At 50.8% G+C, this 22,290-nt stretch carries 19 protein-coding genes and 1 riboswitch; of the genes, 9 read left to right on the forward strand and 10 right to left on the reverse strand.

The features are described 5' to 3' along the window. The first annotated feature begins 98 nt into the window (after positions 1-98). Together HPL003_RS02775 and HPL003_RS02780 are read left to right on the forward strand one after the other, a co-directional pair. Entirely contained in the window at positions 99-1,232 is a 1,134-nt protein-coding gene (locus tag HPL003_RS02775; protein ID WP_014278123.1) for a virulence factor, read from the forward strand. A gap of 122 nt (positions 1,233-1,354) precedes the next feature. Continuing rightward, positions 1,355-1,556, forward strand: a riboswitch (Lysine riboswitch). Positions 1,557-1,690: 134 nt separating this feature from the next. Then, the gene (locus HPL003_RS02780) at positions 1,691-3,157 is read left to right on the forward strand and encodes an amino acid permease (RefSeq protein WP_014278124.1); all 1,467 of its coding nucleotides are present in this window, start codon (positions 1,691-1,693) and stop codon (positions 3,155-3,157) included. A 121-nt stretch (positions 3,158-3,278) separates the two neighbouring features. Here the strand turns inward: HPL003_RS02780 and HPL003_RS02785 are convergent, their stop codons facing one another. Continuing rightward, entirely contained in the window at positions 3,279-4,619 is a 1,341-nt protein-coding gene (locus HPL003_RS02785) for an MFS transporter (RefSeq protein ID WP_014278125.1), read from the reverse strand. A 52-nt stretch (positions 4,620-4,671) separates the two neighbouring features. Next, positions 4,672-5,799, reverse strand: coding sequence for a transglutaminase domain-containing protein (locus HPL003_RS02790; protein ID WP_014278126.1), 1,128 nt, complete (start codon positions 5,797-5,799; stop codon positions 4,672-4,674). Between the two features lie 280 nt (positions 5,800-6,079). Here HPL003_RS02790 and HPL003_RS27270 point away from each other — a divergent pair, with 280 nt between their 5' ends. The 3 genes from HPL003_RS27270 to HPL003_RS27275 are packed head-to-tail and all read left to right on the forward strand — an operon-like array spanning position 6,080 to position 8,538. Then, on the forward strand, positions 6,080-6,325 hold the full coding sequence (locus HPL003_RS27270) for a FeoA family protein (RefSeq protein WP_044644606.1): 246 nt from the start codon (positions 6,080-6,082) through the stop codon (positions 6,323-6,325). Beyond that, positions 6,316-8,325, forward strand: coding sequence for a ferrous iron transport protein B (gene feoB / locus HPL003_RS02795; RefSeq protein WP_014278128.1), 2,010 nt, complete (start codon positions 6,316-6,318; stop codon positions 8,323-8,325). The genes HPL003_RS27270 and feoB overlap by 10 nt, the downstream gene beginning before the upstream one ends. A 36-nt stretch (positions 8,326-8,361) precedes the next feature. Then, positions 8,362-8,538: a FeoB-associated Cys-rich membrane protein gene (locus HPL003_RS27275; protein WP_014278129.1), complete on the forward strand. Its 177-nt coding sequence runs from the start codon at positions 8,362-8,364 to the stop codon at positions 8,536-8,538. Positions 8,539-8,655: 117 nt separating this feature from the next. On the opposite strand, the gene HPL003_RS02800 is transcribed toward HPL003_RS27275, so the two are convergent. From HPL003_RS02800 to xylA, 3 genes are all read right to left on the reverse strand, one after another. Continuing rightward, positions 8,656-9,780, reverse strand: a complete 1,125-nt coding sequence (locus HPL003_RS02800) for a transglutaminase domain-containing protein (RefSeq protein ID WP_043922287.1) — start codon at positions 9,778-9,780, stop codon at positions 8,656-8,658. Positions 9,781-9,970: 190 nt separating this feature from the next. Beyond that, positions 9,971-11,494 (reverse strand): xylulokinase, encoded by a 1,524-nt coding sequence (xylB, locus tag HPL003_RS02805; protein ID WP_014278131.1) that lies wholly within the window; start codon positions 11,492-11,494, stop codon positions 9,971-9,973. Between the two features lie 57 nt (positions 11,495-11,551). Next, complete coding sequence (gene xylA / locus HPL003_RS02810) at positions 11,552-12,868, reverse strand: xylose isomerase (RefSeq protein WP_014278132.1); 1,317 nt, start codon at positions 12,866-12,868, stop codon at positions 11,552-11,554. Between the two features lie 159 nt (positions 12,869-13,027). Between xylA and HPL003_RS02815 the strand changes: the two genes are divergently transcribed. After that, a complete protein-coding gene (locus HPL003_RS02815; RefSeq protein ID WP_014278133.1) occupies positions 13,028-14,206 on the forward strand; it encodes an ROK family transcriptional regulator in 1,179 nt (392 codons plus the stop codon). A gap of 84 nt (positions 14,207-14,290) precedes the next feature. On the opposite strand, the gene HPL003_RS02820 is transcribed toward HPL003_RS02815, so the two are convergent. Both HPL003_RS02820 and trxB read right to left on the reverse strand, forming a co-directional pair. Further along, complete coding sequence (locus HPL003_RS02820) at positions 14,291-14,521, reverse strand: glutaredoxin family protein (protein ID WP_014278134.1); 231 nt, start codon at positions 14,519-14,521, stop codon at positions 14,291-14,293. Positions 14,522-14,582: 61 nt separating this feature from the next. Continuing rightward, positions 14,583-15,524 carry a thioredoxin-disulfide reductase gene (trxB, locus tag HPL003_RS02825; RefSeq protein WP_014278135.1) on the reverse strand — a complete coding sequence of 314 codons (942 nt, stop codon included), beginning with the start codon at positions 15,522-15,524 and terminating at the stop codon, positions 14,583-14,585. A gap of 281 nt (positions 15,525-15,805) precedes the next feature. On the opposite strand from trxB, the gene HPL003_RS02830 reads away from it, so the two are divergent. Next, a complete protein-coding gene (locus HPL003_RS02830) occupies positions 15,806-16,537 on the forward strand; it encodes a ZIP family metal transporter (protein ID WP_014278136.1) in 732 nt (243 codons plus the stop codon). A gap of 97 nt (positions 16,538-16,634) precedes the next feature. Here HPL003_RS02830 and HPL003_RS02835 read toward each other — a convergent pair whose 3' ends face one another. Continuing rightward, positions 16,635-17,090, reverse strand: coding sequence for a hypothetical protein (locus HPL003_RS02835; RefSeq protein ID WP_014278137.1), 456 nt, complete (start codon positions 17,088-17,090; stop codon positions 16,635-16,637). Positions 17,091-17,100: 10 nt separating this feature from the next. Continuing rightward, entirely contained in the window at positions 17,101-17,655 is a 555-nt protein-coding gene (locus HPL003_RS02840; RefSeq protein WP_014278138.1) for an NAD(P)H-dependent oxidoreductase, read from the reverse strand. 132 nt (positions 17,656-17,787) lie between these two features. On the opposite strand from HPL003_RS02840, the gene HPL003_RS02845 reads away from it, so the two are divergent. Both HPL003_RS02845 and HPL003_RS02850 read left to right on the forward strand, forming a co-directional pair. Then, positions 17,788-18,423: an HlyD family efflux transporter periplasmic adaptor subunit gene (locus tag HPL003_RS02845; RefSeq protein ID WP_014278139.1), complete on the forward strand. Its 636-nt coding sequence runs from the start codon at positions 17,788-17,790 to the stop codon at positions 18,421-18,423. A 9-nt stretch (positions 18,424-18,432) separates the two neighbouring features. Continuing rightward, the gene (locus HPL003_RS02850) at positions 18,433-19,956 is read left to right on the forward strand and encodes a DHA2 family efflux MFS transporter permease subunit (RefSeq protein ID WP_014278140.1); all 1,524 of its coding nucleotides are present in this window, start codon (positions 18,433-18,435) and stop codon (positions 19,954-19,956) included. A 137-nt stretch (positions 19,957-20,093) separates the two neighbouring features. Here HPL003_RS02850 and HPL003_RS02855 read toward each other — a convergent pair whose 3' ends face one another. Next, positions 20,094-22,076 (reverse strand): heavy metal translocating P-type ATPase, encoded by a 1,983-nt coding sequence (locus tag HPL003_RS02855; RefSeq protein ID WP_014278141.1) that lies wholly within the window; start codon positions 22,074-22,076, stop codon positions 20,094-20,096. Positions 22,077-22,290 lie beyond the last annotated feature (214 nt).

The raw sequence follows: 22,290 nt of genomic DNA on the forward strand, positions 1-22,290 counted from the left end.
CAAAAACACGAACTTCTCTTTGGAGACATTCGCAGAATGAGTTACAATACAGATAAGCTATATATGGAGAACTTTTGAACAGGAGGCTGTACTGAGCTATGAAAATAACATCTATCGAGCCAACTCCCAGTCCGAACACCATGATGCTGCATCTGGATGAGCGGCTGGAAGCAGGCATTCGCAGAACATATACACGGGATAATGAACGCTCCGCTCCCCCATTTATCCGGCGTATGCTGGGCATTGAAGGAGTCAAAAGCGTGTTTCACACGACGGATTTTGTAGCCCTCGACCGCAAAGGGAACGCAGACTGGTCTACCATTCTGGGCCAGGTTCGGGACCAGCTAGGTGAGGAAGGCGCAGACGCCAATTGGGACTTGCCGGAGGAAACCTCAGGGGAAGCGTTTGGTGAGGCACAGGTATTTGTGCAGTTTTTCCGGGGCATTCCGATGCAAATCCGGGTCAAAGCGGGCCAGCAGGAGGAACGGATTTCCTTGTCCGACCGTTTTGTGCAGGCCGTAACCCGGGTAGCCAGCGCGACGCTGATCAAGGAGCGCAAGCTGAGCGATTACGGCGTCCGCTACGGAGAGCTGCCGGATATCGCACGCGAGGTGGAGCAGGAGCTGGAGGCGGCCTTCCCGCAGGAGCGGCTGGAGCAGATTATCCAGCAGGCGATTGCCCACGGCGCGGACAACAGCGAATTCGTGGAGGAACGCCGCGAATGGAGCGATGCTGAGCTGAAGCAGGCCCTACAGCACGAGGATTGGCGTACCCGCTACGCTGCGCTGGATCGGTTGGAGCCGACGCCTGAGCATTTGCCGCTCATCCGGCAAGCGCTGCATGACGGCAAAATGCAGCTACGGCGGCTTGGGGTCGTCTATCTGGGCGATCTTCGCACACCGGAGGCGATGGAGCTGCTGTTCGAGGCGCTGCGCGATCCTTCAGCGGCAGTACGCCGTACGGCGGGCGATACGCTGTCGGATATCGGTGATCCGGCGGCTACCGGAGCTATGATCGGAGCCCTGTCGGATAGCAGCAAGCTGGTTCGCTGGCGGGCTGCCCGCTTTTTGTACGAGGTCGGCACCGAGGACGCGCGTGACGCACTGGAGAAGGCTGTTGATGACCCCGAATTCGAGGTCAGTCTACAGGCCAAAATGGCGCTAGAGCGCATCGAATCAGGCGAGCAAGCCGCAGGCACAGTTTGGCAGCAGATGGCTAAACGCAACTCTTGATTTGCAATTTTACGATTGGGCCTTCAAAAAATTGTCGATTGTCAGAATATGTACAGGTACGCTATACTTTAGTTTGCTATACAATAACATATCATGTCATACACCTCATCAACCCTGTTTTATGATGAGGTAGAGGTCGCGGATGTAATCAGTACACCGGAGGAGACGATAAGAGCCGTCTATGATTCCTGTGGAAAGGTACACCCGCCGAAGTATGCGGAGCCGACTCTTTGTAATACTCCGAATGCTGGGGCTGCTGACCGAAAGGAGCAGAACTGTCACGCGATGTCCTAACACAGACACGTGTGTTGAGCTATCTTGTTATAGAAGAAGGTATGGTGCGGAATGCATAGGCAAGACCGCAGGCGTATTCCCTGCGGTCTTTTGATTTATATACTCCCCCTCCTTCTGGCTCTTGCCCTGACATGAAATACCATTTCATGAAGGAGTGTTTGAACGTGCAACACAAAGCAACACCTGACGCAACCTTGCGGAAAAGTCTCAAAGCCCGACATATGACGATGATCGCCCTTGGGGGCTCCATCGGAACAGGCCTGTTCCTCGCCAGTGGAGGCGCGGTTGCCGAGGCTGGACCCGGCGGAGCCCTGCTGGCTTATGCAGCGGTTGGTCTCATGGTATACTTCCTGATGACCAGCCTTGGTGAGCTGGCTACGTTTATGCCTGAATCCGGCTCTTTCAATACCTATGCAGGCCGCTTCGTCGATCCGGCTTTTGGTTTCGCCATGGGCTGGAACTTCTGGTACAACTGGGCCGTGACGATTGCCGCCGAGTTGGCAGCGGCGACCGTACTGATCAAATACTGGTTTCCCGAAAGTCACTCCGCCTGGTGGAGTTTGCTATTTCTAGCCGTGATCTTCGCGCTGAACGCGCTGACAGTCAAAGGCTACGGTGAATCCGAATACTGGTTCGCCATGATTAAAATTGTGACCGTGGTTATCTTTCTGACCGTGGGTGTACTGATGATCTTCGGCATTATGGGGGGTCCAGCCATTGGCTTCGCTAACTTCACTGTGGGTGATGCCCCGTTCCACGGCGGATTTTTCGCCGTATTGGGCGTGTTCATGGCCGCAGGCTTTTCCTTTCAGGGAACCGAGCTGATCGGGGTAGCCGCCGGAGAGAGCGAAAACCCGCGTGAAAATGTGCCTCGCGCCATCCGTCAAATCTTTTGGCGTATCCTGTTCTTTTATATTCTGGCGATTCTCGTCATTGGATTAATTATTCCGTACACCAATCCGAATTTGCTGCGGGGAGATATCAGTGATATCGGGGTCAGCCCGTTCACACTGGTATTTGAAAAAGCGGGGCTTGCCATTGCCGCATCTGTGATGAACGCCGTTATTTTGACTTCCGTATTGTCGGCAGGTAATTCCGGAATGTACGCAGCAACACGTGTACTGTACGCTTTGGCACGGGAAGGCAAAGCCCCCCGTTTCCTCGGACGTATCAATCGGCGCGGCATTCCCATGAATGCACTGCTGATCACGACCGCTGTTGGTATGCTGGCCTTCCTCGCCTCCTTATATGGGGACGGTGTGGTCTACAACTGGCTGCTAAATGCTTCCGGGATGTGCGGATTTATTACATGGGTCGGTATTGCTGTCAGCCATTATCGTTTCCGCCGTGCCTTTACAGCACAGGGTCGCAGTCTGAGTGAGCTTCCATACAAAGCTCGCTGGTTCCCGTTTGGCCCCTTATTTGCCTTCGCTCTATGTATCATCGTGATTATCGGGCAAGGTGCCGATGCCTTTACCGGGCAAGCGATTGACTGGAAAACGATGATCGCTACGTACATGAGTGTGCCACTGTTCCTTCTTCTGTGGCTCGGCTATAAATGGATCAAGCGTACCAAAATCGTTCCACTAAACGAGTGTGATTTGAACCCGGATGCGTCTTCCGGTAAATAAACAATAGCGACAAAAGCCCGTCTCGGGCATATACAGGTGGAAATACGGATGAACGGTCCTATGGATCGGATCAGGTTCATCCGCATCTTTTCCCTGATATGTGGAGACGGGCTTTTTTCTGTTATTCGGAAGAAGGAGCTACCGAAGCTGTCAAAGACATAGACAAAGCACGGCGGCTAAAGATGCCATAAATCACAGCAACCAGCGTCAGCAGTGCAGAAAACAAATATAAATTAACGATGCCCAGATGATCTGCAATCCAGCCCATTAGCAATAGCGAAATACAAAACGTCATGCTCGTCAGCGTAGCCTGTGCGGACAGCACCTTGGGTAAATCGTGTACAGATACGCTCATCTGCATCATCGTGCGGCGGGATACGACGGACATTTCCGTAGGCAATCCCATCAACAGCACGATAAGCAGCGTCAACGGCGGTAATGTGTTAAGCGCATACCAAGCGGTCAGCAGTCCGTAGCAAGCCATCCCTGCCAGCATTGCGGGCAGCAGTCTGCGCTGCAAATACTTAACACAAGCGAGAACAATGATCCCACCGCCAATCGCGCCTGCAAAATACGCCGCATTAATGTACCCCCACCATGCCTCGCTTTTGTGCAACACCTGCTGAGCGAAGGCAAGCGTGAAAGCTCCTACCCAAACCGAACCACCCAGCAGGTCGATCATATCCATAAAAATAAGAGCTTTGAGCCTTCGACTGGCTCCGATAAGACTCCAGCCTTCGCGCAATATTTCCTTTTTGCGCTTGGGAGGTAATGCCGGGCTCTCCGACTCCGAGCCATACAGCGTATCTTCATGCTGTGCGGTCAATGTTGAAGTCAAAACGTCTCCGCTTCGCACCCGAGTTCCGGGTTGCAGTAAATAATGGGCTTTGCCCTCTAGCGGATCACGGATCAAGCCGGTAAAGATCAGGGCCACCATATACAGCCCGCAAGCGACCAGCAGTGTTTTTTCCGAGCCCATCACGGCTACGAGCACACCGCTAAGCCCCCATCCGGCCAATTGTACTGTCTGATCGCTGACCGACACGAGACTATTCGCACGCATCAGCCCTTCCCCGGACGCAAGGCGCGGAATCAGCGCATTACGTGCAGGTGTGGTCCAACCGTCCAGAAAGGACATCGCTGCTACCAGTGTAAACACAAGCACCCATACCGGGTTCGTGCCCGCTGACCACAAATGCCCCAACAGAAGAGCGAAGAAAGCCAGTTGGCCAAATTGGGAAACGAACAGAATAAATGGAAGCTGGAACCGGGCCAATATCAGCGGCGCTAAAAAGCCGCTGATCATCTGTGCGCCCATCCGCAACAGCGGAACGAGAACCGAGGAAAAGATCGAATCTGTTTCATGGAACACCAGAGACACCAGCGCCATGATATAAAGAATATCGGCCGCATTCGACATCGTCTGCGTGCCGAGCAGATAAGTAAAAGAACGCTTATGCATATGAATAAAATACTCCCTTATGAATGTAGCTTTTTCTATTGCAGCAAAATGATCAGGTCCATTTCAGGGTTACACGGAGATTTCCGGTGCTGCCTAAATCCGTGATCTGATAAGAGATGGTTTTTAACCCGAGTTGATACAACGATTGTAAATCTTCTTTGAGACTTCGCTCTGTCCCCTGATAGCCAAAGGTAAGCGTGGCCCCGCCCTTATTCATCTCTTTGCGAACCTGCTCCTTGATTTCGGAGGATGATTTAACCAGACCCTTGCCGTCTTGCAGCGGATATTCCAGGTTATTGTATAGCTTTTGATACACAGCAGCCTTGGAGCCTCCTGCCGCTATCAATCCCGACAATGTTTGTCGATACGATGCGTTCGCCTGGGGGTACTGTTTAACCCAGGAGTGATCCCTGCGCATTTCGGCATCAGTCAATAGATAATACGAAGTGCTTACCTCGTTGCCACGATCCGGGGTCGGATCATCCCATGTCGTATCCATGTGATACCAATGTCCATCCAACAAAACAAGATTCCATGCATGCAACTGCCCACCTGCTCTTCCCTCCACAATCCGGTTGGTAATCCCAGAGCGTTCCAGCATTTTGTAGGCCAGCAACGAATAGCCCTGACACACCGTGCTTCCGGTTTTCAGGCCATCGTATGCCGTGTACTTTTGCTGCGTTTCATCATATTTCAAACGAACCACGATCCAGTCATGAATGGCCTTCACCTTCTCATGATCCGTCATCCCCTTCGTAATGATGTCCCCCAACACAGCTTTAACCGTGCTGTCCACATATGCGGTTTGTTCCTTCGTCTCCCGGTAACTCAGACGGATCGTAACCTCGGCGGACGTGGTTGTGCCTGTATAGCTGAATGCGTAGCTTTTGATCGTATAATTCACATACGGATCACTCTCCATCGCCTGTTTGATGGCTGTCTGTAACTGCTGCTTGAGACCGTTCACCCGCCCTTGATATGTAAAGGTCAGCGTTTCACTCCGCGTAGCCATGGCCTGTAAAAGCTTATTCTGAAGCTGCTGTGACGATACGGATGGAGCTGGCTTGACCGACGCAGCATATACGTTGTTCCCCCACTCCACAGCATGCGGCAGCAACGCAGCCAGTACTGCACCTGCCGCCAGGCATTTTATAAGCCTAACCCCGATTTTTCTGTTCATACAGAGCGTTCCTGCCCTTCTTAGCATAGTTGTAAACAGCTCTATCTTACCATAAAAGCAGCTAACCCAAGCACTCTAGTTTTGTCGGTTACAGACGAGTATGGGCCCAATCAGAGGCAGGTTGCGACACCATACCCGCCTTTATAACAGACGTGACAGCAGGCACATATGTCATTCACAGAGAATTTTATCACAGCAGTCTGACACTCCTTATGATATGGTACTGGCATCGGAACTAAATGATATTGATTCTCATTCTACATTAGAAAGGCTGAGCACCATGCCAGAATGTATCTCGCTCCTTCGTACTCCACCGGGTCAACCCGTGAGGTTGCAATCTCTTGCCTCTCTTCACCCCTCATTGCGTCGACGCTTAACGGACATGGGTATTGACGAAGGTTCCATTATACGGTTAAAAAAAATCAGTCTGTTGGGCGGCCCCATTGTTATTGAATGCAACGGCCAACTGGTCGGCCTCCGTCAAAATCAAGTAAAACAACTGGAGGTCGTTCCTTCATGGACATGATCGCTCTATTCGGTAATCCCAACACGGGGAAAACCTCATTATTCAACAAGCTGACTCGTACGTATGCAGAGGTAGGGAACTGGTCCGGGGTTACGGTGGAAAAGAAAACAGGCCTGCTGCGCGATAAGTCTGCCGTTTTGGTGGATTTGCCAGGTACCTATTCCTTGCTTCCACTTTCGCTGGATGAAGGAATCGCTACCCGTTATTTGCTGGAAGAACCGCCTGCGGCTCTGATTAACATCGTGGATGCCTCTCAGCTCCAGCGCAATCTGTACCTGACTGTACAACTGCTGGAATATGGCCGTCCGCTCGTACTTGGCTTAAACATGACCGACGTAGCCGATGCCACAGGCCTTCTAGTGAACAAGGAATTGCTGGCTGATCAATTGAGCGTTCCCATCATTCCCATGGTGGCACGCACGGGCAGCGGTAGTAAGCAAATGCTCGCATCACTTCGAGAGGTACGACGTTCGCCAAATTCCTTCCAGTTGGATTACGGCCCTGCCGTCGAAGCTGCTATTGCAGATATTTGCAGCTTGCTAACGAATACATCTGTACCAAACCCTCGGTGGGCAGCTCTACAGTGTCTGGAGAACAATCCTGTCGTTATGGAATGGATGACGAATGAGGTACAGCGTGAAAAAGTAACGGATCGCATCCAGCGTTGCGAGAAAGAACTTCTCCGTGAAGGCCATTCAGCTACTCCCGATCAGCATATCCGTTCTGTACGTACAGCGTGGATCGCTGATCTGTGTACCAAGGCGCTCGATACGACTAAGCTCAAGCCGCACAGCCTGACAGACAAGCTGGATGCATTGCTGACACATCGGTATCTGGGGATTCCGATCTTCCTACTGCTGATGTACGCTACCTTCAAGTTCACCTTCGATTGGGCGGGTACTGTTCTTTCAGATATGCTGGACGGATTTTTTTCAGGGACACTAAGCAGTTGGATTTCTGAAATGCTAGTTCAATGGAACGCGTCCGCTTTTACGCAGAGTCTTATCGTGGACGGTATCGTGGCAGGCGTTGGGGGCGTGCTCGTTTTTCTGCCTCAGATCGCTATTTTGTTCCTGATTATTTCGCTGATTGAAGACTCCGGGTATATGGCACGGGTCACGATATTAATGGACCGTCTCATGCAAGCCGTCGGCTTAAACGGGAAAAGCTTCATTCCCTTTATTATCGGCTTTGGCTGTAATGTTCCGGCGATTATGGCGGCACGTACGATTGAACAGCCCAGAGAGCGCCTCATTACGACGTTGCTGGTACCCTTTATGTCATGTTCGGCCCGCCTGCCGGTATATGCTTTGTTTGCGGGGGTGTTTTTCCCAACACATGCGGCAAGCATTATTATGCTGATGTACGTGCTAGGAATCACCGTGTCGCTCATACTAGCCAAAATTTTTTCCAAAGTATCCATTCTGTCGGGTGAGCCTTCCCTCTTCATCGTAGAGCTTCCCCCTTATCGTGTGCCGCAAGCTCTTACCCTTTTTCGCAGCACGTGGGAAAAGGTCAAGGGCTTCGTACGCAAAGCTGGAACCATTATTCTCGCAGGGTCCGTTGGTATTTGGCTCTTGTCCAATTTCGGCCCACAGGGGTTCGGCGCAGAAATGAATGACAGCCTGCTTGCCACTGTTGGAGGATGGTTCGCCCCCATACTGGCCCCTCTCGGCTTCGGTACCTGGCAAGCAGGCGCATCCCTGCTCACAGGCTTTATGGCCAAGGAGGTTGTGGTATCGACGATGAATATTATTTACCACGTTCCGGACATGCAGGGACTAGAAATGCAAGTAAGACATGCCTTTACGCCGTTAGCCTCTTTTAGCTTCATGGTGTTCATTCTGTTGTATGTGCCGTGTCTGGCTACGGTAGCGGTCATTCGTAAAGAAACCCTTTCGTGGCGCTGGACCGCATTTTCGGTGATCTATCCTTTGACCGTTGCGTATATTATAGCCGTTGTGATCTATCAGTGTGGCAGATTATTAGGTTGGGGTTAAGTTAGAGCCTTATGAAAATAGAAGGAAGTGGATTGCATGATCAATATCATCATTTTACTGGTGATTCTCGGTTATAGCGCGTGGGTGTTTGTTCGTTTTTTACGGAAAAGCCGTCAAGGTGCTTGTGCCGGATGCTCATCAAGCAAGTCATGTCCGGGCTGTGCCGGAAGTTCTATGAACGAGGATCATACGAAAATCAAAGAAAATATCTAATCCAAACCCACATCAAATATAAAAGCTGCTTCGGATCTATCCTGCAACCGAAGCAGCTTTTTTATATTTTATATCAGATAAAAGTAATATAGTTCTTCGTTCTGGATATGACCCTTCTTATCGTGTCCAAGTTATACTTACACGCAAGTTCCCCGTGCTTGGCACTAAGGTATATTGATAATTCAGATTTCTGATACCTAGCTGATACAGCGGAGTCAAATCCTGTACTAATTTTCTTTCCGTCCCCTGATAGAGAAAGGATACCGTGGATTGCCCATTGAGGACAGCCTGTCGGGTCAATTCCAAAATCTCACGCGCAGATTTAGGGGCGCTATCACCATACGATGCATACTTCAGATCATCATACAGTTTTTGATACGCATCCGTCCTGCTACCACCCTCCGCGATTAGTCCTGCCAAGGTCTGCTGGTACGATGTGCTAGCGGCTGGATATTTGTGAACCCATGTATGATCCTGACTCAATTCATCATCCGTCAGCAAGTAGTAAGACGTATTTACCACATTAGCGCGATCTGGCACAGGATCATCCCAAGTCGTATCCAGATGGTACCACTGACCATCAAGTAAAACCAGATTCCATGTATGGTCCTGTCCACCTGCAACCCCTTGCACTATACGGTTCTCAATTCCCGCGCGCTCCAGCATTCTGTATGTGAGCAGCGAATAACCCTGACAAACCGTACTGCCGGTGGTCACCCCTTCGTAAGCTGTGTACTTTTGCTGTGGAACATCATATTTTAAATTTAAAACAACCCAGTCATGAATAGCCTTCACCTTCTCATGATCGGTCATGTCATTCGTAATAATGTTACTGAGAACGTCCTGAACCGTATTGTCCACATAATCCGACTGCGCTTTGGACTCCCGGAAGTTCATACGTATGGCCACATCAACGCCTTTAGATGTACCCGTATAATTGAATGTGTAGGTTTTGAGTATAAAATTTACATATGGGTCACTTTCCATCGCCCGATTGATCGTATTTTGTAATTGCTTCTGGAAGTCTCTCATGTCACCGGAGTATGTAAAAGTAAGTAATTCATTACGCGCAAGCATAGCTTGCAAGATTGTGCCCTCCAACTGCTGTACTGACGACGCTTGTTCGGCCTTGACCGAAGCTGCGGATACGCTTTCCCAAATCATAGTCTGTGGCAGTGCGGTAGCCAGAGCGGCTCCAACAACCAGACATTTCACTATCTTAACCCCTATTTTCCTGTTCATATAAAATATCCTTTCCCTTCTAGTTAAAGTTATAAACAGGTATATATTACCACGAATGACCATTTGATAAAAAACATTATTTTCCAGTTTTAAAATAAATATACGTTAAAATGAAAAAGCGGCTTGGGGTCTATCCTGCACCCGAAGTCGCTTTTTCATTTCATATGAAGTTTGAGGAGATTTGCAGTATTCAGCGGTACTCCGCCAAACGTTCATTTAGCTCCCGCGTGTGCAGATAAACTTCACGATACAGCTCATACAGGCCTTCATATCGAGCCACACGTTCGGGGTCTGGCGAGTATCTGGCTGCTTCACGGAGAAAAGATTCCGCGCATGCTTGCAGCGATTCAAACCAGCCGCTACCGTAAGCGGCCAGCATCGCCGCCCCCAAGGCAGGTCCCTGCTCGCTTTCCAGCTTGATGATATCCGCGTTAAAAATATCTGCCTGCATTTGCAGCCACGCCTCATTACGCGCCCCACCGCCGATGGAGATGACTTCCTTCACCGTCTTGCCTGTTCCTCTGAGAATATCAATGGATTCCTTGAGCGAGAACGTAATTCCCTCCAGCACCGCCCGTGTAAAATGCGCGAGCTTATGTCCTGCATCCATCCCGATAAAGCTTCCACGTATGGTTGCATCCGGGTGAGGGGTACGTTCACCTACGATATATGGCGTGAACAGCAGCCCTCGGCTGCCAGGCTCAATGGAGTTCACATCTTCCAACAACGCATCAAAGGAATGCTCCGGTGCAAAGGTATCCTTAAACCAGGTCAGGCTGTAGCCGGCCGCGAGTGTAACGCCCATGATATAATAAGCATCCTGCTCGCTATGGTTGAAAAAATGCGCCCGGCCCTGCACATCAATATCCTTGCGCTCCTCATAGGAAAGCACGACGCCTGAGGTACCGATGCTGCACAAGGTGCGGCCTTCGCTCAAAATACCAGCGCCAATCGCACCACATGCGTTATCCGCGCCGCCTGCATACACCTTCGTTGCAGGGGAAAGTCCGGTCTGCTCCGCAATCTCCGGCAGCAGCGTGCCCGTCTGATCGAACGATTCCACCAGCGGCGGGAACAACGACAACGGCAATTCAAACGCAGTGGCGATCTCTTGGCTCCACTGCTTTTGGGCGACATCCAGCAGCAGCGTGCCCGCCGCATCCGAATACTCCGTTGCCAGTTCTCCCGTCAGGCGATACCGCACATAATCCTTCGGCAGCATAAAATGGGCTGCACCAGCCAGCACATCCGGCTCATGCTCCTGCACCCACAGCAGCTTGGGCAGTGTAAAGCCTTCCAGCGCGCGATTGCGTGCGATACTTAGCAGCTCCGGCCCGAGCTGTTGTTCAATGCGACGGCACTGCGCCGTTGTGCGCGTGTCATTCCACAGGATGGCCGGACGCAGCACTTGCCCTTCCTTGTCGGTCAGCACAAGCCCATGCATCTGCCCCGAAAAGCTAATGCCGTCCACGGCATCTGCCCCGCCGATTCCGGCTTTTTCCACGAGCTGCTTCAGTGCTGTTAACGTGCCGCTGACCCAATCCTCGGGATGCTGCTCACTATACCCTGCCTTTGGCTGATGGAGCGGATAAGACTGGGAGGTTTCATAAGCTACCTGCCCCTTGCGGTTGACCAGTACCGTTTTGACTGCGCTGGTACCCAGGTCCACGCCGATAACATAGTGCTCCTGCTCCTGTTTCTGCTTTTCCTGCATCGAAATTCCTCCTTTCCTGTTACCATGTAGACGCTGTCTCATGTATAGGTTCTGGCATTAATCCGCCAAAATGTATTGATTTAATGTCGCTTTCAAATACTCCTGACGACCGGATACGTTTTTGCGTGGTGCTTCGTTCGCCAGTGCATATTCAGCCAAAGAAGCAAGCGTTGCTTTACCGGATACAATGTCTGCTCCAATGCCTTCTTTAAAGCTGCTATAGCGCTTCTCAATAAAGTCCTCGAACACGCGATCCTCGATCAGTTTAGCAGCTACTTTCAATCCTTTCGCATACGTATCCATACCTGCGATGTGTGCGAGGAACAGATCCTCTGGCTCAAATGATGCTCTACGCACCTTGGCATCAAAGTTGATACCGCCGCGACCCAAGCCGTCATTTTGCAGGACTTCATACATGGTCAGGGTTGCATCATACAGATCAACCGGGAATTCGTCCGTATCCCAGCCCAGCAGCAAATCTCCCTGATTTGCATCCAGTGATCCAAGCATACCGTTAATCCGTGCTACACGCACTTCATGATCAAACGTATGCCCCGCCAAAGTCGCATGATTAGCCTCCAGATTGAGCTTGAAATGCTGATCCAGATCATATTTTTGCAGGAAGGCAATCGTCGTCGCCGCATCAAAATCATACTGATGCTTGGTTGGCTCCTTCGGCTTCGGCTCGATCAGGAACTGGGCATCAAAGCCAATTTCCCGCGCATAGTCTACGGCCAGATGGAACATCCGTCCCAAATTGTCCTGCTCCAGCTTCAAATCTGTATTCAACAGCGTATCGTAGCCTTCACGGCCTCCCCAGAAAACATAGTTATCTGCACCCAGACGTTTGCCTACTTCCAGTCCTTTTTTAATCTGAGCAGCTGCGTGTGCGTATACATCTGCATTGCTGGTCGTTGCCGCTCCGTGCAAATAACGAGGATGGCTGAACATATTAGCCGTGTTCCACAGCAGCTTTTTACCCGTTGCCTTCATATGCTCTTCGATCAAATCCACGATGGTATCTAGGTTGCTGTAAAATTCCTTGAGCGACGCGCCTTCCGGAGCAATATCAACATCATGGAAAGCAAAATAGGGCAGGTTCAGCTTATCCAGCAGTTCAAAAGCAGCTTCCACACGGGCCTTCGCCAAATCCAGTCCAGTAAACTTGGACCACGGACGCTCCGCCGTCTCTACCCCAAATGGATCAGATCCACCTGCAACGAGTGTATGCCAATAAGCCATACTAAAACGCAAATGCTCCTCCATCGTTTTCCCAGCCACAACTTCCTGTGGATTATAAAATTTGAACGCAAAAGGATTATTGGATTGCTTGCCCTCAAAATTAATTTTAGATACCTGCTCGAAATAAGCCATTAATAAGTTCCTCCTTTGTGGTAACCGTTATAGCAATCTTTATAGTAAACGTTTACAAAAAAGATTCTAGCACAGCCAAAAGACTTTGTCTATTGCTTAAACTAAGTTTGTTTTTATGATATACTATTGGGAATTACACCAACAGGAAGTGAAAAGATCATGAATGTCACTGGCGATCAGGCGCTTGTCAAAAAGCTGAATAAATCCATTGTGCTGGAGCGTATTCGCCTCCATGCTCCACTATCCCGGGCACAATTATCCAGTCAAACCGGGTTAAATAAGGCTACCGTTTCCAACCTGGTAGCGGAGCTGATCACCGACGGGCTTGTATATGAAACGGGATTAGGTGAATCCAGTGGTGGTCGTAAGCCTTTAATGCTACTGTTTAACAGCCGTGCGGGCTTTGTTCTCGGCATCGAGGTCAGCGTGCAGTATATTAAGGGTGCTCTGACCGATTTGGCAGGAACCATTGAAACAGAGCTTACCTTCCCCCTTGCGCAGCATGATCCTGCTTTTGTTATGGAGCAGATTCAAAAGCTGGTTCAGGAACTGATGCAGACAGCCCCTCCCTCCCCTCACGGTATCGTCGGTATTGGGCTAGGGGTGCCGGGTATGGTGGATGAAACGGGAACTGTTTTGTTCGCGCCCAATCTGGGCTGGGAAGAGGTTCCGTTGCGGCAACAGCTTGAGGAAGAGCTTGGCCTTCCCGTGCCCGTGGTGGTGGATAACGAGGCCAACGTCGGCGCACAGGGCGAGCTGTACTATGGTATGGACAGCGATCACCGGCAACAGGTACGGGATCTGGTCTACATCAGTGCAGGGTCCGGGATTGGGGCCGGGATTATCATTGACGGCAAGCCGTATCAAGGAGCTTGGGGGTACGCCGGAGAGACAGGTCATATGTCCATTGATTGGAACGGGCGGCTCTGCTCCTGCGGTAGCCGGGGCTGCTGGGAACTGTATGCTTCGGAGAAGGCGTATGCGGCATCTACTTTCAAGCTGTCCGCACACAGTACAGCGGAATTACTGCCGTTTGCCCTGCAAGGTGACACGAATACGTTAAGCGTCTTTCGTGATATCGGGCGATATTTGGGCGTGGGCATTACCAACATTGTGAACAGCCTCAACCCCGGCATGCTTATCATCGGCGGTCCACTGGCGGAAGCCAGACCATGGCTGGAACAGAGTATGCGTGAGGTGATTGATGAACGTGCCCTGCCCTACCATCGTCGGCAACTGCAAATCCGTTTTTCCAGGCTTGGCAGCCGTTCGACCATGTTAGGCGCTGCCTATGCAGCGACAGCCCCTTTTCTCGGGCGTGTGCGGGTATCTCTGTAAAAAAAGGCGTACAGGAACATTAAAGTTCCTATACGCCCATTTATTTCTTACAAACCATTATTGGAGAATCCGCTGTGAAGCTGATTAAGCGTTCAATACTTTTTCAAACTTGGTTTTGTTCATGCCGGAAATACGTTCTTCTCCGATTAGGGTCAACGGTACGGCGCGAATGCCCATGTCCCAAACTTCTTGAGCGAAAGCATCATTGGTTTCGATGTTGCGTTCTTCGTACTCTACACCTTTCTCAGTCAAATAACTTTTCACTTGACGGCAATGCGGGCAGTTTGTGGATGTGTATACAATCGCTTTTTCCATGAAATATCACCTCATCAATTATTGTTATAAAACATATATATATTCATACTTGTACGAAATATTACAGGGCCAGTGCGCTGTGCTCCAGACTTTCGATGTATTTCTCGCTATCCATAGCGGCCATGCAGCCGCTGCCTGCTGCTGTAATCGCTTGTCTGTAGCGTGTATCCTGTACGTCGCCACAAGCGAATACCCCAGGTACGTTCGTTTCGGAAGTACCTGGATTTACGACGATATAACCGTTCGCATCGGTTGTAATTTGACCCTCAAGGAAGCCTGTGTTCGGATGGTGACCAATCGCCACGAATACGCCGCTAACCGTAATAATTTCCTCTTTACCTGTTTCATTATTCAGTACCTTCAAGCCAGTTACCCCGTTGTCGTCAGCAATCACCTCTACAGGAGTACGATTCAGTGCCCATTCGATTTTGGTGTTCGCATGAGCGCGGTCCTGCATAATTTTGGAGGCGCGCATTTCTTCACGACGATGCACCAGCGTTACTTTGGAGGCAAAACGTGTCAGGAAGTTTGCTTCCTCCAACGCCGAGTCTCCACCACCAATAACAACAATTTCTTTGCCACGGAAAAAGAATCCGTCACATGTTGCGCAAGTGCTCACGCCACGTCCAATGTTGTCCTGCTCACCCGGAATACCCAGGTATTTCGCAGTCGCACCTGTGGAAATGATCAGCGTATCTGTAACCAATTCGCCCAAGCCCTCCACATCCAATGTGAACGGACGAGCGGCTGTGTCGACCTTGTTCACCCAGCCTGTGCGGAATTCAGCACCGAAACGTTCTGCTTGCTTACGCATATTATCCATCAGATCGGGTCCCATGATTCCTTCAGGAAAGCCAGGGAAGTTTTCAACATCTGTTGTTGTAGTCAATTGTCCGCCTGGTTGTGGTCCTTCAATCACCAATGGACTCATATTTGCGCGTGCCAGATAAATAGCAGCGGTCAAACCGGCAGGGCCGGTACCTATAATAATGGACTTGTACATATCTTTGTTCCTCCTAAAATATGATAAGAATGATATAGCGAGTTTTCGGTACCGGGAGATGGGCTAATGCATATACTCTAAAAGTAGTTCTGCCAGACGCTCATTCAAAAATGTGGACACCCGGATCTTGCAAAAACAATTCACATATTTGATAGCTTTTTATGACTTAGACTGATTCTAAATCCTAATTCCATTATGCGGAAAGAGCTGCAAACAGTCAAATGAAGTTTTCATGAAGCGAACCTTAAAGATTAATCAGGTATGGAGGGATTATCCCGATTATGAATGACATGTTTGTAGGCAGCCTTATTTCTGCCCTATCCACCGGACTCGGTGCCGTGCCCATACTGTTTATGCGTAAAATTACGCACCGTCTTCGTGATGTACTGTTGGCTTATGCTGCGGGGATCATGACTTCTGCATCTGTGTACAACCTCATTCCCGAGGCCATCAATCATTCCAACTGGTTCGTGCTCTCTGCGGGGATTTTACTCGGCTGTCTTGTGCTGTTGGTGATGGAAATGTATATTCCACATGCCGATCTGGAGAACCCGGATTCCAAAACCTTTCATCTGGAGTCCAAATCTTTTCTCATTATTGCGGCCATTACACTGCATAATTTGCCCGAGGGACTTTCCGTCGGGGTCAGCTATGCGAGCGAAACCCAGAATCTTGGTAATCTCATTGCCTTTTCCATCGGTCTGCAAAATGCCCCGGAAGGCTTTATCGTCGCGCTATTCCTCGTGAATCAAAACATTGGTCGCTTTAAGGCATTGGGCATTGCCACCCTCACCGGGGCCGTTGAAATTATTACAAGTCTGATTGGATTTTATTTGAGCAGTTGGGTGAATGGACTGGTGCCTTATGGCCTTGCTTTTGCCGCCGGGGCCATGATGTTTATCGTCTACAAGGAGCTGATTCCCGAAAGCCACGGGGACGGCAACCAGCGTATCGCGACCTTCTCTTTTATTCTCGGTCTGATTACGATGATTGGTCTAACCGAATGGCTATAGCTCTGTATCACAAAAAGGCTGCCCCTCTGCCTGTAGTCCAGACAGAAGAGCAGCCTTTTTAGGGATGTCTCGTTCCGTTGTTATTTTCGTTCGCACTTCATTTTTTTCGGTTCATGGAGCGCAGCGCTTCACGATATTGCTCGTCCTCACTTTTGTGCGTCTCACGTTCCCCATGGTTATGTTTATGCAGTTCTTCCTTGTCTTCGCCCTTTCCGGCAAATCCGCGTAAAGCCGCTCGATAGTCCTGATCCCCGTAGGAATCTTTGGTGTCTACACTATCTCTCATCGGCTTGGTACTCGAATCTGCGACAGGCTCCTTGTGATGAACCTCTGCCTCCGCTGCCTTATGGCGCGTCTCTCGCGTAGATTCAGGCTCCGGCAACTCCCTCGCCTTGGGCTCCACTTCTACCGGATAAGGACGTTTGCTTCTTTGCCGTGAATCCTCGTTGGACGGGCTGACCGTCTTGGGAGAGGATTTACGCACCATTTTCGTGTTGAATACCAGCAAAAAGATAAAAGCTACCGCAGCTACTACGATAAAGGCAATGGTCATGAGCGGCCTCCTATTCTCTGCCAGCGCTACGGTACCGTCCCGCCGTCTCAGCGACCCGTCTGCCCAAAGACCGACCAAGTGCAAGATCATCACCTGTTGGGAAATTTGCCGGACCGTTCGGGTCTGTCTCCACCGGACACGTCACCCCTACGCCGTAATAGGAGCCGTAGAGCGCATTTTCCGTAATATTGGCGGGCAGCCCTACGATGATCATGCCTTGATGCAGCATCGGAGTAATCAAATTCAGCAGTGTGGATTCCAAGCCGCCATGTACAGTAGCTGTCGTGCAGAACACCGCTCCGATTTTATCTACCAGCTTGCCCTGCGCCCACAGATACCCAAGCTTATCAATCCAGCTTTTTAAGCCACTGCTGATCGTTCCAAAATGACCCGGGCATCCCCAAATGATCGCGTCCGCGTTCACCAGTTCATTTACATCGGCTTCATCGACATGCTTCAGCAACACTTCTGTGTGCTCATGGCGTGCGCCTTCTACAATTGAGCGAGCAAGACGCTCCGTATGGCCATTTTCACTGTCATATACAATCATGATTCTGGTCGTCATTATGCGCATCATCCTTTGTCAGCAAGATCATCCTTTTCACATGCGCTCTTATCCTTCCCCAAAACCCTTTTGAATATTGTGAAACTTTTGGCGCATACTTTGAAAATCCAAGAACTAGGGAGGCATGTACACATGAATTCACGCGCCATATTGGTCAACCTGCTGGTTATTATCATTATTCTAGCAGGGGGCGGAGCCGCCGCCTATTACTACAATCAATCCGCTAACTACATAAAAACCGACAATGCCCAAGTAAGCGGACAAGCGGTCACCATTGCCTCTCCAAGCGCGGGCAAGCTTACAGGCTGGAACGCTGAAGTCGGCAAAACCTACACGGCTGGAAGCACACTTGGCAGTGTAGAGGGAGGCGGAAGCCGGGTTAGCATCACCATTCCAACCGATGGCACCATTGTGCAGCAATCTGCGGTCAACAACTCGTTTGTCGGGGCGGGTACGCCTTTGGCCAAGGCTTTTGATCTGAACAATTTATGGATTACCGCCAATATAGACGAAACGGCCGTGCAGGATCTTCAGGTGGGGCAGACGGTGGATGTATATATTGATGCATACCCTGACACGTCCCTAAGCGGCAAAATCGAAAAGATCGGTCTGGCGACTGCCGCCACCTTTTCACTGCTCCCTACTTCCAATACTACTGCCAACTATACCAAGGTGACGCAGGTCGTGCCTGTTAACATTTCCATTCAAGGCTACAAAGGACTGGGGATTATCCCGGGCATGAGTGCAAGCATCAGAGTACACAAGTAGGAGGCTGTCATGGAACAAAAAATGTCCATCGGACGAATCCTGTCCGTACTGCTGCTAGGCGCCTTCATTTCCATTTTGAATCAAACCCTGCTGAATGTGGCGATTCCGCATTTGATGAACGACTTCAATGTATCCGCAACTACCGTTCAATGGCTATCCACCGGATATATGCTGACCAACGGGATTTTGATTCCGATTACCGCCTTCCTGATTGAGTCGTTCGGGACACGTGCGCTGTTTATTTCCGCAATGGGGCTGTTTACTGCCGGCTCTGTCGTTTGCGCCGCCAGTACCGGCTTTGCGCCTATGCTGGTTGGGCGCATCATTCAGGCCAGCGGAGCAGGTATTATCATGCCAGTGGTAATGAACGTGTTCCTGACCGTATTCCCCCCGGAAAAACGAGGGGCAGCCATGGGAACGATGGGCATCGCCATGATGTTTGCCCCGGCTATCGGGCCGACTTTATCCGGCTGGATTGTGGAGCATTACAGCTGGCGACTGCTATTTTTACTGGTCATTCCATTGGCGATCATTGATATTCTGTTTGCCGTACGCTGGCTGAAAAATGTGTCCAAGCTGACGTATCCTCATTTTGACCTGCTCGGAACGATCTTTTCGACCCTTGGCTTTGGCTTCCTGTTATATGGGTTCAGTTCCGCTGGAGACAAGGGCTGGAGCAGCAATACAGTGCTGCTCACGCTCGCTGCCGGGCTCGTGTTTATTGTAATATTTGTCGTACGCGAGCTGAATATGAGACAGCCCATGCTGGAGTTCCGTGTGTTTAAATATGATATTTTTACGGTATCCACGCTGGTCGGCGCTACCGTCAATATGACGATGTTCGGCGGAATGCTGCTGCTGCCGATTTATCTGCAAAATATACGCGGCTTTACACCGCTACAATCCGGTTTACTGCTGCTGCCCGGCGCACTGCTGATGGGTGTCATGTCACCGATATCGGGAGCGATTTTTGACCGTATTGGTGCGAGACCATTGGCGATTATCGGGTTGATCATTACGGCAGTCACGACATGGGAATTCAGTCTGCTGACGGATGCCACCACATACGGACACATTATGGTCATCTATACGATTCGCAGCTTCGGGATGTCACTGTTAATGATGTCCGTACAGACGGAAGGGCTAAACCAGCTACCTCCCCATCTCGGCAGTCACGGTACTGCCATGTCCAATACGGTACGGCAAATCGCCGGGTCCATCGGTACCGCATGGCTCATTACCGTGATGAGCAGCCGGGCTACGATTCATTTGGCAGATTATGCGAATGTGGCTACCACCGCCAATGTGCCTTTAACCGAAGGCGTAGCTGAGTTGGGACAAACCCTCGCGCAAACGGCTGGGGTTTCGACGGAAACTGGCTCGGCGCTTGCGTTGCAGCTGGTATATCGAAGTGCCGTCACAGAATCGACAATCCACGGCATTAACGATGCATTTATCATTGCTACCGGAATCGCGCTGGCAGGACTGCTGTTTTCCCTGTTCTTACGTCGGTCTACACCTCGCCGGAGGTAAAATTACAGCCTATATAAGCTGAACCAAAGATGTACATGAAGCGCCACTGCGCAGTCGGATGGTGCCTCCCCATCGCTGTTGCGCAAGAAGGAGCATTCACCCCCTGTCCTTTAAGGGATGTGAATGCTCCTTTCCGTTTATGACCGCAGCAAGCGCAAGCCGTTCAAAATGACAAGCAACGTGCTGCCCTCATGCCCGATAACGCCAAATGGCAAAGCTATATCTTGCACAAAGTTGCTAATGATGAGCAGTAAAATGACGCTTACGGCGAAGATCATATTTTGCTTGACCACCCGCTGTGCCTTACGTGCCAGTGCTACCGTCGGGGCAATCTCTTCGATGCCATCGTTCATCAGCACCACATCCGCGACCTCCAGTGCGGCTCCACTGCCATGCATACCCATGCCCAGCCCGACCGTTGCGGCAGCCAGTGCCGGAGCATCGTTCACACCGTCGCCGACCATGACGACATGCCCGTACTGCTCCCGAAGCATGCGAATATGACTGACTTTGCCCTCCGGCATCAGACCAGCATATACCGCATCGACTCCGGCCTGCGCCGCGATCACGGCGGCGGTTTCCGGGCGGTCTCCGGTCAGCATGACGACCCGAATGCCTTGCGCTTGCAGGCGTCTCACCGCCTCCTGCGCCTGCGGTCGCAGCTCGTCACGCAGCGCCAGCATCCCGACTATCCTGTCATCCGCGAGGATAATGGATACGGTTTTGCCCTCGGCTTCCAGCCGGGCACGTGTTTCCACCCATTCCGGCTCTGCCAGCGGGCTAGCTTCATCCAGCACATCCGTGCGCCCGATTTTCCACCTCACCCCATCTACCGTGCCTTCCATTCCCCATCCGGTTAGAGACTGTACTTGCTCTACTGCGGGAAGCTCTCGCTGCCCCAATTCAGCTTCGGCTTTGGCTACAATCGCTCGTGCCAACGGATGCATGGAGTAGCTTTCTATTGCGGCGACAATCTGTAACAACGCAGCGGCATCATAGCCTGTGGCGGTAATCCAGTCGGTTACAACAGGCGAACCGATGGTTAGCGTACCTGTTTTGTCAAAGGCGACGACAGATGTCAGCGCCATATTTTCCACATGCGCACCGCCTTTGAACAGAATGCCCCGACGGGCACGGTTGGAAATAGCCGACAGCATGACTGGCATAATGGACGACACGAGTGCGCACGGTGAGGCCACAACGAGAAATACCATTGCCTTGTAAAACGCCGCTGCCCACGTCCAGCCCAACACCATTGGCGCACCTGCAATCACAATCAGCGTAACCGCAACAACAATTCGGGCGTAAATCGACTCGAACCTTTTGATAAAGCGTTGGGAATCGGGGACCTCTGTCTGCGCTTCCTCCACCATACGGATGATTTTTGAAAACAGAGTGCCTTCGGAGGATTGACTAACCTCCACGTACAGCACGCCTTCCCCGTTAATGGTGCCCGCATATACCTCGTCACCCGCCGCTTTGTTCACCGGAAAGGATTCCCCGGTAATAGATGCCTGATTCACCGCCGAAACGCCCTTGGAAATCCGGCCATCCGCCGGAATCAGTTCGCCCGGCTTCACCAGCAGCAGATCACCCGGCAGCAGTTGCTCAATGCCGACCGTTTCGGTCCCTTCGCGGGACAGACGCAAAGCCGTTTCCGGCTTCAACGCCATCAGCTCGGAAATATCCTTACTGCTGCGCTCGGTGGTATAACTCTCCAGCGCACCGCTGAGTGCAAAAATGAAGATCAGCATTGCTCCTTCATTCCAATAGCCAATAGCCGCAGCCCCCAATGACGCTGCGATCATGAGCAGATTGACATCCAGATCACGTTCACGGATCAGCGTCTCAATGCCTTCTCTGGCTTTAGACCAGCCACCCAGGGCGTAGGAAACCACATACAGGATGACCGCCAGCCATTGCGACCAATGCGAGACGCCCCATGCCATCAGCATAAGCGTTCCACTGCCCAGGGCAGCCTGCATCTCCTTGTTTTTCAGCATGCTTTTGAGCTGGAATTGCGGTTTGCGATTCGGGCTTGGCCGTCCGCTGCCGCTGTTTTTTGAAAGTATCCGATCAGAGGGAGACAATGTCTTTTGAAGTTGTTGAATTGCTTGCATCATGTCACATTCCTTTCCGTTTTTTACTCCTTGTTACTGCATTTCATTGAGAATGATATCCATTGTTAAGTGCCTTAAAATAGCACATGCTGCTTCGGGAAGCCCGAAGCAGCATGTTTGGCAATGAGAATGATAATCATTTTTGCATTGATACAATTATTTTGGTTTAGTGAAACTTTTGCTTTATTATATACCTTTTCTTCCCCGGTTGTAA

The organism is Paenibacillus terrae HPL-003, assembly GCF_000235585.1.
Lineage (GTDB): Bacteria > Bacillota > Bacilli > Paenibacillales > Paenibacillaceae > Paenibacillus > Paenibacillus terrae_B.